Annotated in this window: 16 protein-coding genes and 2 tRNA genes; 7 read left to right on the plus strand and 11 right to left on the minus strand. The window is 62.7% G+C overall.

Translation table 11 applies throughout. The annotated features are described in order from the left end of the window. Positions 1–8: 8 nt before the first annotated feature. Complete coding sequence (locus FJV83_RS06180) at positions 9–461, plus strand: RbsD/FucU family protein (RefSeq protein WP_010915661.1); 453 nt, start codon at positions 9–11, stop codon at positions 459–461. 4 nt (positions 462–465) lie between these two features. Beyond that, positions 466–1395 carry a ribokinase gene (gene rbsK / locus FJV83_RS06185; RefSeq protein WP_095791574.1) on the plus strand — a complete coding sequence of 310 codons (930 nt, stop codon included), beginning with the start codon at positions 466–468 and terminating at the stop codon, positions 1393–1395. 170 nt (positions 1396–1565) lie between these two features. On the opposite strand, the gene FJV83_RS06190 is transcribed toward rbsK, so the two are convergent. The 3 genes from FJV83_RS06190 to FJV83_RS06200 all read right to left on the minus strand — a co-directional run bounded on the left by FJV83_RS06190 (position 1566) and on the right by FJV83_RS06200 (position 2533). After that, positions 1566–2081: a hypothetical protein gene (locus tag FJV83_RS06190; RefSeq protein WP_245433476.1), complete on the minus strand. Its 516-nt coding sequence runs from the start codon at positions 2079–2081 to the stop codon at positions 1566–1568. Between the two features lie 149 nt (positions 2082–2230). Next, positions 2231–2434 (minus strand): hypothetical protein, encoded by a 204-nt coding sequence (locus FJV83_RS06195; RefSeq protein WP_142884730.1) that lies wholly within the window; start codon positions 2432–2434, stop codon positions 2231–2233. A 22-nt stretch (positions 2435–2456) separates the two neighbouring features. Continuing rightward, positions 2457–2533: transfer RNA gene (locus tag FJV83_RS06200), tRNA-Asp, on the minus strand. Between the two features lie 217 nt (positions 2534–2750). Here FJV83_RS06200 and FJV83_RS06205 point away from each other — a divergent pair. Next, positions 2751–2826: transfer RNA gene (locus FJV83_RS06205), tRNA-Val, on the plus strand. 200 nt (positions 2827–3026) lie between these two features. Then, positions 3027–3230 (plus strand): hypothetical protein, encoded by a 204-nt coding sequence (locus FJV83_RS06210; RefSeq protein ID WP_142884729.1) that lies wholly within the window; start codon positions 3027–3029, stop codon positions 3228–3230. A 144-nt stretch (positions 3231–3374) separates the two neighbouring features. Here FJV83_RS06210 and FJV83_RS06215 read toward each other — a convergent pair whose 3' ends face one another. Continuing rightward, positions 3375–3584 carry a hypothetical protein gene (locus FJV83_RS06215; protein ID WP_095770386.1) on the minus strand — a complete coding sequence of 70 codons (210 nt, stop codon included), beginning with the start codon at positions 3582–3584 and terminating at the stop codon, positions 3375–3377. 130 nt (positions 3585–3714) lie between these two features. Here FJV83_RS06215 and FJV83_RS06220 point away from each other — a divergent pair, with 130 nt between their 5' ends. Then, the gene (locus tag FJV83_RS06220; RefSeq protein ID WP_095788087.1) at positions 3715–4251 is read left to right on the plus strand and encodes an inorganic diphosphatase; all 537 of its coding nucleotides are present in this window, start codon (positions 3715–3717) and stop codon (positions 4249–4251) included. A gap of 228 nt (positions 4252–4479) precedes the next feature. On the opposite strand, the gene FJV83_RS06225 is transcribed toward FJV83_RS06220, so the two are convergent. The 6 genes from FJV83_RS06225 to FJV83_RS06250 form a co-directional block, all read right to left on the minus strand. Then, positions 4480–5250: an SDR family NAD(P)-dependent oxidoreductase gene (locus FJV83_RS06225; RefSeq protein WP_142884728.1), complete on the minus strand. Its 771-nt coding sequence runs from the start codon at positions 5248–5250 to the stop codon at positions 4480–4482. Between the two features lie 13 nt (positions 5251–5263). Next, complete coding sequence (locus FJV83_RS06230; RefSeq protein WP_095770890.1) at positions 5264–6259, minus strand: ABC transporter permease; 996 nt, start codon at positions 6257–6259, stop codon at positions 5264–5266. Positions 6260–6379: 120 nt separating this feature from the next. Continuing rightward, a complete protein-coding gene (locus FJV83_RS06235; RefSeq protein ID WP_142884727.1) occupies positions 6380–7420 on the minus strand; it encodes a sugar ABC transporter substrate-binding protein in 1041 nt (346 codons plus the stop codon). 40 nt (positions 7421–7460) lie between these two features. Beyond that, complete coding sequence (locus tag FJV83_RS06240) at positions 7461–8225, minus strand: ATP-binding cassette domain-containing protein (RefSeq protein ID WP_142884726.1); 765 nt, start codon at positions 8223–8225, stop codon at positions 7461–7463. Beyond that, positions 8225–9388: an ROK family transcriptional regulator gene (locus tag FJV83_RS06245; RefSeq protein WP_095791571.1), complete on the minus strand. Its 1164-nt coding sequence runs from the start codon at positions 9386–9388 to the stop codon at positions 8225–8227. The genes FJV83_RS06240 and FJV83_RS06245 overlap by 1 nt, the downstream gene beginning before the upstream one ends. Positions 9389–9696: 308 nt before the next feature. Further along, positions 9697–10998 carry a M23 family metallopeptidase gene (locus tag FJV83_RS06250; protein WP_095791570.1) on the minus strand — a complete coding sequence of 434 codons (1302 nt, stop codon included), beginning with the start codon at positions 10996–10998 and terminating at the stop codon, positions 9697–9699. A gap of 308 nt (positions 10999–11306) precedes the next feature. Here FJV83_RS06250 and FJV83_RS06255 point away from each other — a divergent pair, with 308 nt between their 5' ends. Next, entirely contained in the window at positions 11307–12302 is a 996-nt protein-coding gene (locus FJV83_RS06255; RefSeq protein WP_142884841.1) for a sterol desaturase family protein, read from the plus strand. Further along, entirely contained in the window at positions 12299–13441 is a 1143-nt protein-coding gene (locus tag FJV83_RS06260) for a GNAT family N-acetyltransferase (RefSeq protein WP_246691807.1), read from the plus strand. The genes FJV83_RS06255 and FJV83_RS06260 overlap by 4 nt, the downstream gene beginning before the upstream one ends. A 28-nt stretch (positions 13442–13469) precedes the next feature. On the opposite strand, the gene FJV83_RS06265 is transcribed toward FJV83_RS06260, so the two are convergent. Continuing rightward, positions 13470–13937: a peroxiredoxin gene (locus tag FJV83_RS06265; protein ID WP_095770889.1), complete on the minus strand. Its 468-nt coding sequence runs from the start codon at positions 13935–13937 to the stop codon at positions 13470–13472.

The raw sequence follows: 13937 nt of genomic DNA on the forward strand, positions 1-13937 counted from the left end.
GGACCATCATGCTCAAAGGCATCAATCCGCTGCTCAATGCCGACGTGCTCCAGGCATTGCGGGCGATGGGCCATGGCGATGACCTGATCATCGCCGACACCAACTTCCCCTCCGATTCGGTGGCGCGCCAGACGGCACTCGGCCGGCTGCTGCGCATCGATGCGTCGGCCGCGGAAGTGGTGAAGGCAGTGCTGTCGCTTTATCCGCTGGATACGTTCGTCGACGACGCGGCCGCGCGCATGGAAATCGTCGGCAAGCCGGACGAGATTCCGTCCGTGCAGAAGGAAGTGCAAAAGGAAATCGACGCCGCCGAGGGCAAGTCCTGGCCGATGCTGCCGGTCGAGCGCTACGCCTTCTACGAGCGTGCCAAGCAGGCCTATTGCGTCATCCAGACCGGCGAACGCCGTTTTTACGGTTGCTTCGCCTTCCGCAAGGGCGTCATACCGCCGGATGCGGAGTAGTGATATGGCAGCCGTAAAGCCTGTCGTCATATTGGGCGTCTTCGTCGCCGATACCGCCTATCGCGCCGATCGCCAGCCGCGCATGGGCGAGACTATCCTCGGCAATTCGTTCAAGCTGGGCCCGGGCGGCAAGGGATCGAATCAGGCGGTGGCCGCAGGCAAGCTCGGCGCCGACACCACTTTCCTGACCCGCCTTGGCGTGGATGCCTTTGCCGACATGGCCAAGCGGACCTGGCAGGATGGCGGCGTGAAAAGCGCCGTCATCGACACGCCGGACAGCTATACGGGCGCTGCCTACATCTTCGTCGAGGAGGGCAGCGGCAACAACGCCATCATCGTCAGCCCGGGTGCGGCCATGCTGATCTCGCCGGCCGATATCGAGGCCAATGCCGCCTTGATTCGTGGTGCCGGCGTCTTCGTAACCCAGCTCGAACAGCCGATCGATGCCGCGATGCGGGCGCTGGAGATCGCGCGCGGGGCAGGGGTGACGACCATCCTGAACCCTGCTCCCGCGGCAAAGCTTCCCGACCGAATCTACGCGCTCTGCGACTATCTCACGCCGAACGAGACCGAGACGGAGGAATTGACCGGACTGAAGGTTTCTTCGGTCGATGAGGCGCGGGCCGCTGCCGGCAAGCTGCTCGAAAAGGGCGTCGGCACGGTCATCGTCACGCTCGGCGACAAGGGCGCGCTTCTGCACTCGAAGGGACGCTCCGAGCATGTCCCCGCCATCAGCGCCGGGCCGGTGGTCGAAACCACCGGCGCGGGCGACGCCTTCAACGGCGGCTTCGCCGCGGCGCTGTCGCGAGGCGTGGACCCGCTGCAGGCGGTGCGCTTCGCCTGCGCTGTCGCCGGCATCTCGGTGACGCGACCCGGCACCGCGCCGTCGATGCCGACGCTGCAAGAGGTCGAGGCACTGCTGGCGAAGGGGTGAGGCACGCGGGCCAGCCGGACCATCAGGCTGTTCCAATCCCCGGGCATTCCCATGAAAAGTGCGTGGCGCTTTCCCCTGGGAATTGCGCCAAAACAAAGAGTCAGGGCAGTTCGCCGCGTCCGTGAAACGACAAACTGCCCTGGACGTCCATCCAGCGATGGCCCGATCAGCTATTGCCTGACGTAGCAGCGCTTTTCGCGACCGGGAGCCGGATCGCCGAACGTATCATTGTCGCATTGGACGCCGTTGCGGAACACGTCCTGCGTGAATTGGCCGCGTGCCCCGTACCTGACCACCTTGCGGCCATAGAAATCGCAGTAATCGCCTTCATCGGCACAGGCTGCCCATCTCTCGCGGCGGGGTTCGTCGTAATTGTCATCCGACTGGTCCCGGCCGCGCATCACGATGAAACACGACTTTGGGATGCCCGGCGCCGGGTCGCCAAAAACGCGATTTGAACACGGCACCGCGTCTCGCTCGAAATAGCGCGAGGTCGTGCGGCCCCGGGCGCCGTAGACCACTTCGGCGGGATACGGCAGACGGCAGAGCCCGCCCTCGCGCGCGCATTGCTGCAACCGGTCGGCCGACGCGGTCGCCGGGAAAAGGGCGGTAGCGACCGTCGCCGCGCCGCCCAGGTACATGAGCGTGAATAATGTGCGCATAGGAATGTTTGGTGCGATTGACACGATAAGTCCTCCATGCCGTTCAGGCAGCCTACTAGTGCAACTCCGCTACCTGCGAAATGAATCCAGCGCTTTGTGGGCAAATCCGCAAGTGGGATTCACAACGTCAAACGCGGCTCAAGCCCGAGTCGTTCCAGGAGCTGCTTTTCAGCCTATTGGAGTGGCGTCGCGTTTGCCAGATTGCCGCGCGGGCGTGGCTGAATTTTTGAAGCCGGCTGCGAAACAGTCTGCCGCCAACGATTCGCGCGGCGGCGGCGAATGATCATCGACAGCGGCAGGGCGCAAAAGCCCGCGCCTTGGCACTTCATTTCTGAAAGTGGATTCTGACAATTCATGTCGGCATTTCCCTGTGCCAAGGATTGCGATCCTTGAGGGAAATGGCGCGAGTGACGGGGCTCGAACCCGCGACCTCCGGCGTGACAGGCCGGCACTCTAACCAACTGAGCTACACCCGCGCATTGACGAGCACGTGTCAGCCGTGTTCGTCGTTGGGGCGCTGGATAAGGGGTTCGCCATCGGGTGTCAAGCGCACCAAACCATCATAACAACAAACTGGAGAAGGTTTTTTGACAGCCGGCGTTTTGTTCGCAAATCGGGCCTGCGGACAGGGCGTCACCTGTTCATTTGGCCTTGCGAAGCCGGTCCCGACCGCTTAAAGGTCCGCGCCGGAGCGGGCGATTAGCTCAGTTGGTAGAGCGCTTCGTTTACACCGAAGATGTCGGCGGTTCGAGCCCGTCATCGCCCACCATCCCACGTCGTCTTGAAAATGCGATTTGGCCCTTCCAGGTGCGTTTTCAATTCCCATGCATGCGGTCTTCCGCCCGTCCTCCCGACCCTGCCGTCTTCACGTAAACAGGCTTTTCGCAGGTTGCGATTTCGCCGATGGGAACGTTAGCAGGGGCTTCGAAGTTTCTTGACCGCTAAGGCGACCTTGCGCGGAGGTGGCAAATGAAGACGACAGTTGGACCGGATACCGTCGACGTGGCCAAGGCGGTCGATACGATGCTCACGGAGCATGACGCCCGTGCCTTTCTATCGATGGCCGAATTTATCGAAGTGCTTCGTCAGAGAACGAGAACCGACCGTTCTGACGCGGATCTGAAAGCCCTCGTCACGAAGAAGGCGGCTTTGCTTGATATCGTTATGGAGTGAAGGCCAAGCTCGGCTGCGCAGCTTGGGCAGAATGCTGTTTGCGTATCGGCGCGCCTGCGATCAGCCATTTCAGGGGCCTTGTTTTGTGCGGCGTGCCACCAGGGGCAAGGCTGCCCGCGAGATCGACTGAACAAGGCCGGCGCGCTACATTTTGTTCCGCCGCTTTTCGATAGCATAGGATGTCCAGCGGCAGCACATGCCCGCGATCGATGTGGCGGCGCCGCCAAACAGGCATGCCGCAAGCAGCGGGTCTTGCGAGGCACTTTTCCAGCTGACCACCGCCAGCAAAATGACGCTTACCATCGAGACCACATAGCCGATACCTTTCAGCGTATGCGGCGAAACCTTAGCCATCGCACTCTCCCCTTCCACGCCTATGTTGAACATCTGTATCGGCGCCAGGTTCCGTTCGTCGGTTGGCCACGCGGGAACCTTTTGCCTGTTCGCGCGTGCTACTGCGATCTGGGCACTGGATGCACAAGCCATGACAAACTTCCTGAAACTCCCTGCGAAGTCGCGGAAGCTGTTTCGCGTTGTCGTCGAAACGCCGCGCGGAGCAGCCGCCAAGCTCGCCTACGACCCCAAGACGGGCGTCTTTCAATATTCAAGGCCGCTGCCGATCGGCAACACATACCCTTATGATTGGGGGTTCGTACCTTCCACCGTCGGGGAGGATGGTGATCCGCTCGACGGGATGGTGATCCACCAGGCCGCGACAGCACCCGGCGTGGTCATCAAGTGCGATCTGCTCGGTGCATTGCGGGTGAAGCAGAAAGACCCTGATGGGGCGGTCGTCCGCAACGATCGTTATATTTTCTGCCCGCGCAAGGAGGATGCGCCGGACAAGCCCGTCGCTGCCGACCATTTGCCGCAGGATTTGCGCCGGGAGATCGAGCAGTTCTTTTTGTCCTCCGTGCTGGGCACGGGCAAGACGATCAAGCTGAAAGGCTGGCAGGACGCCGAGGAGGCTGCCAGGTCGCTCGGCAAGGGTGCGAGGGCTTTTCGGCGCAATAACAGGTGATGGCTGGCCCCGTCTTCCGCGATCACACCATAGGCTGAAATGGTCACGCGGTACACAATACAACCAGCAGCGGTCGATTCCCCCCGGGATGTAGCCACTCCAAAAGCCCGTCGCGGGTCGCCCCCGTGGCGGGTTTTTCATGGATCCGAGGATGCAGGCCACAACGGGCGAGCGTCCTGACGCCTCCTCTGAGTTGATCTCTCCCGCGTCGCCCGAAAGACCGAGTTCTCAAGGCGGCACCATCCGGAAATCCTTGCCCTCGGGCAGCAATTGCCCGCCGTCGACGACAATGGTCGTGCCGGTGATGTAGCTGGCGTCGTCCGAGGCAAGGAACAGGAAGGCATTGGCGACATCGCGCGGACTGCCGAGCCGGCCGAGCGGGATCGAATCCTCCATGTTCTTGATATAGGCGGCGCCGCGATGCTGCTGGATGGCTTCGGTCAGGATGTTGCCGGGTTCGACACCGTTGACGGTGATGCCGTAGCCGGAGAATTCCAGCGCCGCTGCCCGGATGAAGCCGTTGATGCCTGCCTTTGTCGCCGAATAATGGCCGTGGCCGGGGCTGGTGACATGCGGCCCGGTGATGGAGGAGGTGTAGAGCATGCGTCCGCAGCGCTGCGCCTTCATCGGCACCAGGGCCGCGCGGGTGGCATTGAAGGTGCCGCGCAGATTGACGGCCATCACGCGATCCCAGTCGTCGGTGCTGGTGTTCTCGATCAATTGCCAGGGATAGATCCCGGCATTCTGCACGATGATGTCGAGGCGGCCGTATTGCTTCAGTGCCAATGCCACCGCGGCCTCGGCGTCGCGCATTTGCGAAATGTCAGTGCCGATGAAGGGGACACCGAGTTCATCCGCGGTCGCTTGCCCGGCCTCAGCCTCGCTGTCGGCCAGCACCAGCCTTGCGCCTTCTTCGGCAAAGCGCAGTGCGATGCCCTTGCCGATGCCGCGCGCGCCGCCGATGATCAGCGCCACCTTGTCTTTCAATCGTCCAGCCATGCGAGCGGTCCTGTCATGCCAGTCTCTGGCGAATGGTTTGCTTGAATGCGTCGAGCAGCACGGCCGCCAGCACCAGCAGTCCGTGGATGACCTGGGTGAAATTGGCCGGCAGCCCCATGAGATTGATCGCCGTGTTGATGGCCGAGAGCAGAAGCACGCCGGCGTAGACGCCGGGCAGGGTGCCGACACCGCCCTTCAGGCTGACGCCGCCGATGACGACCGCGGCAAAGGCGTTGAACAGAAGGCCGACGCCGAGATTTGCGGTGGCGCCCGAGGTGCGGATGGCCAGCAGCCAGCCGGCAAGGCCGGCAATGGCGCCGGCAAGCACGAAGGCGATGATGAGGTTGCGGTTCACCCGGATGCCGGCCCGGAAGGTCGCCGTCTCGTTGCCGCCGATCATCACCAGGTGCCTGCCAAACGGTGTCTTGGCCATGATCAGCGAGAAGACGACGAAGCAGGCGATGGCGATCCAGGCGGTGAGCGGCAGGCCGATCAGCCGCTGGATGCCGAACCAGCGGATCGCCGGTGCAAGATCCTGCGCCGAGCGGCCGCCCGAAATCACCAGCACCAGGCCGCGCACCCAGATGTAGGACGCCAGCGTGATGATGAAGGCGCTCATCTTGACCCTGACGACCAGAAACCCGTTGAAGGCGCCGATCAGGCCGCCCACCGTCAGCGCCAGCAGCAGCGACACCGGGACCATCAGCCATTCGGGATGCAGTTGAACGCCAAGGCCGATGCCCGACGAGCAGAACAGGATGCCGACCGCCATGGCGCTGAGTGCGGCGACGGATTCGACCGACAGATCCATGTGGCCGGCGATGATGACCAGCGCCAGGCCGATCGACATGACGCCGAGTACGCTCGATGCCTCGATGATGTTGGCGAAGATGCCGAGCTGGAAATAGTTCGGGATGAAGATGGAAAAGACCACCAGCACGAAGACCAGCATGAACCAGACGAGGTTGTCGAGGGCGAACTCCAGGGCTTGGCGGGTGCGGAGGGTCATGGACTGATCCGGCTGGCGCATGACCCCGAAAATTCGATTTTCGGTGACGATCTTGCGCGGATTGGAATTGCGGCGGAGTGGCTCCGGGCCTGAGTGGCCCGGAGCGGCTTGCGCGACGGTCTATTCTACCGATTTGACGGTGTCCGTCGGCGGCTTCTGGTTGCCCCAGAAGGCCGGATTGTCGACGTTTTCCTTGGTGATGGCCGCACCCGGGATCTTGATGTTCGGACCCCAGGCTTCCTTGGTCACGACCGACTTCAGGCCAAGCACGTCATAGTCGCCGGGCTTGATCTCCTGCTTCTTGACGACCTTGTCCATGAACATGGCGACGGCCGCGGCCTGTGCGTAGAGCGGCTGTTCGACTTCGACATTGAGCCAGCCCTTTCGGATCAGGTCGAGGCCGACCGGAGCGCCGTTCGAGCTCATCAGCATGACGTCGCCCGGCTTCTTGCCGGCGGCCTCGAGCGAGGCGACGGCGGCGACCGAGAGATGCGCGGCATGGCTGAAGATCAGGTCGATGTCGGGGTTTGCCAGCATCTGGTCGGCGACGATGGTGCCGGCATTGCTGGCCTCCCACTGCATGGCCGGCAGCGACATGATCTTGACGTCCGGGAACGCCTTCATCTTCTCCTCGAAACCCTTCTGGATGTCGAGCGTATAGGGATCGCCGGGATCGCCGAGCACCTGCAGCACCTTGCCCTTCACGGAGCCGTTCTTGGCTTTCAGCAGTTTTTCGGCCTGGTCCGCGGCGATATGGCCGATCTCGACCGTACCCGCCACCGAGGTGAAGTCGGAAGGCGTCGAGGTGATCTGGCGGTCGAACTCGACCACCGGGATGCCGGCGGCGCGCGCGGCCTCTATCGACGGCTTCAACGCATTGAAATCGACCGCCGCCAGGATGATCGCCGCCGGCTTCAGCGCGATGACGTCGTTCATCTGCGACTGCTGCGCGTCGGTCTTGTTGTCGGCGTTCAGCGTCTTTATGTCGTAGCCGACCTGCTTCAGGAACAGCTCCAGCGCGGTGACCGAGCCGGTCTGGAATTCATCGAGCAATGTCGGCACCAGATAGTAGACGGTCCCCTTGGACTGGGCGAATGCCGGCGTGAGCGTGGCAACGGCCAGTGCCAGGATACCGAAGACAGCAAGAAGTATTCGCTTCATGTCGTTCGCTCCTGTTGAGCCGGACCCCTCTTTGTGTCCCTCAGCTCGCCGGTCCGGCACCGGCAAGCGTCTCCCCGGTGATCATGTTGATCACCGCATCGGGACTTGTTTTGTTTCTGGCGACATCGCCCGCCACGACGCCTTGCCGGATCACCACGATCCGGTCGGCGACCTGAAAAGCCTGCTGCATGATGTGGGTGATGATGACGACGCCGATGCCCTGGCTCGCCACCTGGCGGATCATGTCGAGACCTCGCCGCGTCTGCTCGACGCCCAGCGCCGCGAACGGCTCGTCGAGCAGCACCAGCTTGCCGCCCCAGTGGACAAAACGGTTGAGTTCGATGGCTTGCCGCTGGCCGCCCGAGAGATGCTCGACATTGGTGCGCAGCGACGGAATGCGGGTGCCGGCACTGGCCAGCGCCTTGGAGACGACTGCCTCCATGGCGCGCTCGTCGAGCACAGGAATGCCGAGCACCTTCCTGGTGATCTCGCGGCCCATGAAGAAATTCGCCACCACGTCGACATTGGTGCAGAGCGACAGGTCCTGGTAGACGGTTTCGATGCCCGCTGCCTTGGCCTCGGCCGGCGACCTCGCGAGAAACTCCTTGCCTTCGAACAGCATGCGGCCCGAGGTCGGGTCCAGTCCGCCTGATATGATCTTGACCAGCGTGGATTTGCCGGCGCCGTTGTCACCCAGCAACGCCACGACCTCGCCCTTGCCGATGGAGAAGCTGATCCCCTTCAGCGCTTCGATCGCGCCATAGTTCTTGGTGACGTTGTCGAGCACCAGCAGCGGTTCGCTCATCAGGCAACCTCCTTGGCCGTCAGAGGATCGCGGCCGCGCTCGCGCTCGGCGGCGAACATCTGGCCGAAGCGTGGCGACAGCACTCCCGAGACCGCAAGCGCGGCGGCGCCGCGCAACACCGAATGCTGCCCGCCGCGTGCGACCATCAACCGGGGCGCGATGCGGTCCTTGCGCGCCGAGACGGAGTTGTGCAGGCCGCCGGTCGAACCGGCCAGCCGTTCGAGCAGGTCGGTGGACGCCAGCCCGCCGAGGATGACCGTTTCGGGGTCGAAGAGGTTCTCGATGACGGCGACGGCATTGTGAAAGATCGGCGCGACTTCCGCGACCCAGTCGGTCTCCGTGCCGTTCCAGCGCCGAAGCGCCTCGAGCGAGAGGTATCTTTCGAGGCAACCCCGGTTGCCGCAGGGACATGCCTCGCCGCCCGGAACGACAGGGATGTGTCCGACCTCGCCGGCATTGCCCCAGGCGCCGCGCTGCACGGAACCGTCATGAACCATCACGCCGCCGAGGCCAACACCGAAATAGAGATAGTAATAGTCGGAGAATTGAGCGCCGAGGCCGTAGAGCCGCTCGCCCATGGCCGCCGCAACCATATCGGTTTCGAAGAAGGCCGGCAGTCCGGTCGAGGCTGCCAGCCGCTCGCGCAGCGCTACATCCTTCCAGCCGGTCATGGTCGTCGGGCCTACGAAGCTCATGGATTCGACGCCGAACGGTCCCGGCAGGGCCAGGCCGACCCCAAGCACCCGTCCGCCGGCCCGTAATCCGGTCAATTCAATCACCATCGCACCGATCAGCTCGAAGGCATGGTCGGGCGTCGCGCTCGGGGCCTTGCGGTAAATGCTCTCGATCACGTCGCCGCTCAGATTGATCAAAGCGGCATCGATACCGAGTGGGGTGATATGGATGCCGACGGCATAGCCGCCCTCGGGATTGATGCGCAGCGTCGCCGGCGGCAGGCCGCGCCCCCTGGGCTCCTCGCGCAGGGAGAGGATGTAGCCCTGTTCTTCCAGTTCGCGAACGATGGTCGATACGGTCTGGACGGTCAGCCCGACGCGGCTGGCGATTTCGCCGCGGGCGATCGGCCCATGCAGGCGGATGGATTCGAGCACGATGCGCCGGTTGTATGGCCGCCCGAACTCCTGATTGGTCCCCCGCAATGCCATGCCTTGCGCTCCCGATTGACGCAAGGTTCGCACCAAAGATTTATTCAGTCAAATGGAATTCAAAAATAATTCGAGAACAACATCACGCCCGGGAAGGCTGCAAGCTGCACCGGGCTTAGACTGGCCTAAGGCCGTGGACCAGTCGCCTTACCGGCGCGTGGGGATGATGCGTCTGCTGGGAGGCAAAAAAGGCGAAACAGGCGTCCGAAAGCCCCGCACGGATGGCGATCGCTCACCTCGAAATCAAAGCAGGAAGATCTATTCGAGAGCTATTGGGTGCCAATCAATCAGGTCAGGACTGGCGCGCCTCAGAGGTACTGGGCCACCTTCTTGCCGACGGTGAGGAAGCGCAAGGGATCGATCGCTTCGCCATTGTGGCGCACTTCATAGTGCAGATGCGGACCCGTCGAGCGGCCGCTGCTGCCGGTCTTGCCGATGATGGCGCCGGCGTCCAGCTTCTCGCCCACGGTCACGTCGATTTCGCTGAGATGCCCGTAGCGGGTCGCAAAGCCATTGCCGTGGTCGACCTCCACCATGCGGCCATAGCCACCGTTCCAGCCGGCCTTGGTGACGATGCCGGGCGCCGTGACCTTGGCCGACGTGCCGATGGGCGCCCTGAAATCCATGCCCGAATGCAATGCTGCGGTGCCGAGGATGGGATCGGTGCGCACACCGAACGGGCTGGTGACGGAGTGGCCGGGGGCGGGGTTGGCAAGCGGCAGCTGGCGCGCTTCCTTCTTCAACTGGTCGAGCGTGTCCAGGGCTTCGTCCAGTTCCTTGACCTTGCTGTCGAAGATCATCGAACTGTCGAGTGGGATCAGCGGGCCGCCGACATCGCTTTCGTTCTTGCCGAAATCGCTGTCGACCGGCAGTCCGGCCGCCTGCAGCGCCTGCTGGATGGCATCGGCGCTCTTGTAGGCATTGTCGGCAAGCGTGCTGATGCGGGTGAGTTGCTCGTTCTCGATGGATTTCAGCGACTGGTTGATCGAGACGAACAGCTTGTCGGCACGATCGGCGGCTGTATCGCTGGGCAGCGGATCGGTGCGGGTCGACCACAAGGAGAACGGCCTGGTATCGGCAGCACCCAGGTCGGCGCCAAGGCTCGCGACCGCGTAATTCCGCGCGGGCTGGCTGATGCTGCCAGTCACCTCGGCGTGCTTGTCCGGTTTGGCGGCCGCGGGATCCTCGGCGGGCGCTGCTCCCACCTCGTTCTCGGCGCGCTCGAGCAATGGTCCGAGACGGCCATGGCGCTGGCTGAGCTGTGTCTGGCGTTCAATCAGTTCGCTGACCTTGTTTTCCATCAACTGCTGGTCGAGCAACTGGCGGCTGGTGATGCGGTCGACCTGGGCGCGGAGCGCCGAGATGCGATCTTCGTAGGCCTGCTGCATGCGCGCCTGGCGCGCGGTGGTGGCGCCGATCAGGTCGTCGCGCAGCACGAGATAGGAGGTGGCCAGGAGGTAGCCGATGGCAATGGCGGCGAGTGCTGAGCCGATGAATGCCGCGAGCCAAGGCCGGATCGTGAAATGCCTGATCTCGTTGCCGCGGGCGATGATGACCGTGTGGGGTTCCTTGCGCCTGCCGAAGACTGCGGACTGACCGGTTGCGTTCACGGGACCAAGCTTTCGTTTACGACACCACGACAACTTGGATTACACATTATTAGGGTTAACAAAGGCTTGCCGGATCGATCGCCCGACGCCGAAAGCACGCGGCGCGCGCACAGGGTTGTATGAAAATGGCCAAGGAAGCGCGCGTAATGCCGTGAAATCATTGGCGATGAGCGCCAATTCGCTGCCAGCCGAGCGGCCTGTCGGTCGCGATCAAGGTCTAGGTTTCCTTAACTGTCTTCGATTGCTTTTAATTGACGGTTTTCGACTAGAAGCGGTACCGGGGTTTGGGACACACTATGGCGGCAGGAATGCTGGGCGATCTGGCTGGCAAGATCCTCGACAAGATCTCGGGCACCAGTTTGCTGGCGACCGGGCTTTTGCTGCTGACTGCTTTTGTCAGTGCGCTCGTCGCCTATTGGCGCACGGTCGAGGAGAAGAGCTGGAAGGAGTTCTTCGAATTCGTCATCCCGCACGAGGTCATTACCCATCCCTCGGCGAGGGCCGACCTGCTGTTCTGGGTCACGAAGAAGGCCCTGATGCCCTTCCTGATGCTACCCGCTGGAATAGTCTTCGTCTCGGCGGTGGGCTACGCAACCAACTGGCTGTTTTCGACACTCTTCCAGTTCCAGCCGCCGCTGGTCGAGGGACCGGCAGGCCCGGTGACGGTGCTGATCTTCACCATCACCATGCTGCTCGCCTACGATATTTCCTATTATCTCTATCACGTCGCCCAGCACCGCTATCCGGTGCTCTGGGAATTGCACAAGGTGCATCACTCGGCCGAGGTGATGGTCGGGATCACGAAGGACCGGGTCCACCCGCTCGACGAGTTGATGAATCGTGCCTGGGATGGCCTCGTCGTCGGTATCTGCTTCGGCATCTGGTCGCTGATTTCACTGAACCTTGCCGAACTGACCGTCTTTGGCGTCAACGTCTATGTCATGCGCAACATCCTGATGATGGATTTCGTCAGGCACACGCATTTCAAGATTTCGTTCGGCCCGCTCAACAATGTGGTCCTGTGTCCGCATTGGCACCAGCTGCATCACAGCACCGATCCGCGCCACTACGACAAGAATTTCGGGCTGCTCTTCTCGTTCTGGGACCGACTCTTCGGAACATTGTGCGTGCCGAAACCCGATGAGGACTTCAAGTTCGGACTGGTTGACCGCAATGTGCGCGACTACCAGTCCCTCGCCGGCCTTTATGTGATGCCGTTGAAGCGGATGTGGGGGCATATTGCCAGGCGCATCCGGCCCGCAAAGCCAAGGACCTCGCGATCATCGGAAGGGACACGGCCATGAACGGTCCCTTCGTGCTGGCGATCCCGCGGACACGCACCTTCGAAGTCGTGACATCGGCGGCGCGGCTGGCCGAGATCGCACCGGCCTGGACCGCGCTCTGGCAGCGAGCCGGCGGGCTTGTCTTCCAGCACCCGGACTGGATCGCAGCCTGGTGGCGCACCACCCCGCATCAGGAGCGGCGCACGCTCAGGATCGGGCTTGCCTGGAATGGCGAGCGGCTCGACGGCGTGATCGCGCTCGCCACGTTCAAGCGCTCCGGCATCCGCATGCTCGAATGGGCGGCGAAGGATCACAGCGACTATGGCGACGCGCTGGTTGCGCCCGAAAGCGATCCGCAGGTGATCTCCCGCCTCTGGCAGCATGTTTTTGACCAGGGCGGCTTCGACCTCGTCTATCTCAACCGCCTGCTGCCGAATGCCAGTGTCCGGGCGCTGCTGGATCCGGCCTCGCGCCATGGCAAGGCGCTTCGGCCCAACCACCGCAGTGAAATCAGCTACCGTGTCGTCGGCCCCTGGCAAAGTGGGGCGGAATGGTTCGAGGCGCTGTCCAAGAAAGCCCGACAGAACTACCGTCGTGGCCGCAAGTTCATGGAAGAAGCCGGTGCACTGCGTTTGCGCCTGCTCGATGCGGATGACCCACGCGAGCCGGTGCTCGCACGCGTCGCGGTGCTGAAGCGCCTCTGGCTCGCCCGGCATGGCCGCGCCTCGGACCTGTTCGACGAGGGCTCGCCCGTTCTCGCCGCGCTGGTTTCGGTGCTGGCCGAACTCGGGCTGTTGCGCATCTTCGTGCTGGAACTCGACAACACGATCATCGCCGTCTCGATCAATTTCGAGCAGCACGGCACGATGATGGCTTTCGTCACCACCTATGATCCCGAATATGAGCGAGCCTCGCCGGGCATGGTGCTGATGATGGATTATATCCAGTGGTCGCTCGACCGTGGCCTTGCCAAAGTCGATTTTCTCTGCGGCGGCGAGGATTTCAAGCGGCGCTTCGCCACGCAATCAGTCAGGCTGTCGTCGATGATCGGCGCGCGCGGTCTGCGCGGCCATCTCGCCGCGCTGGCCGATCGTGCGGTCCATGTCACGAAATCCTGGCGGGCACAGCGGCAGCCGAGGGCGCAAACGCCCGACGAGTAAGGACGGCTCGTATGGGCCTTGGCCACGCTCAAAGCGCGCGAACGGCTTCCAGCACTTCCTCGGCATGGCCCTTGACCCGGACCTTGCGCCAAATCCTGGCGATCCGACCGTCACGGCCGATCAGGAACGTCGCTCGCTCGACGCCCATATATTTGCGGCCATACATCGATTTCTCGACCCACAGATGGTAGGCCTCGATCACCTTGCGCTCCTCGTCGGCGGCGAGGTCGACGGTGAGGTTGTATTTCGATTTGAACTTGTCGTGCTTCTTGACGTTGTCTGGCGACAGACCGATCACCACAGCGCCTGCCTTCTCGAATTGCGGTTTCAACTGTGAAAAGCTGATCGCTTCCTGGGTGCAGCTTGTTGTGTCGTCCTGTGGATAGAAGTAGAGCACCACGGGTTTGCCGGCAGATGCGGCCAGGCTGAGCGAGCCGCCGCCATCCCGCGGCAAATCGAATTGCGGCGCAAGATCGCCCACGTCGAGGTCAGCCAT

The sequence above is a fragment of the Mesorhizobium sp. WSM4307 genome (genome assembly GCF_007003945.1).
Classification (GTDB): Bacteria; Pseudomonadota; Alphaproteobacteria; order Rhizobiales; family Rhizobiaceae; genus Mesorhizobium.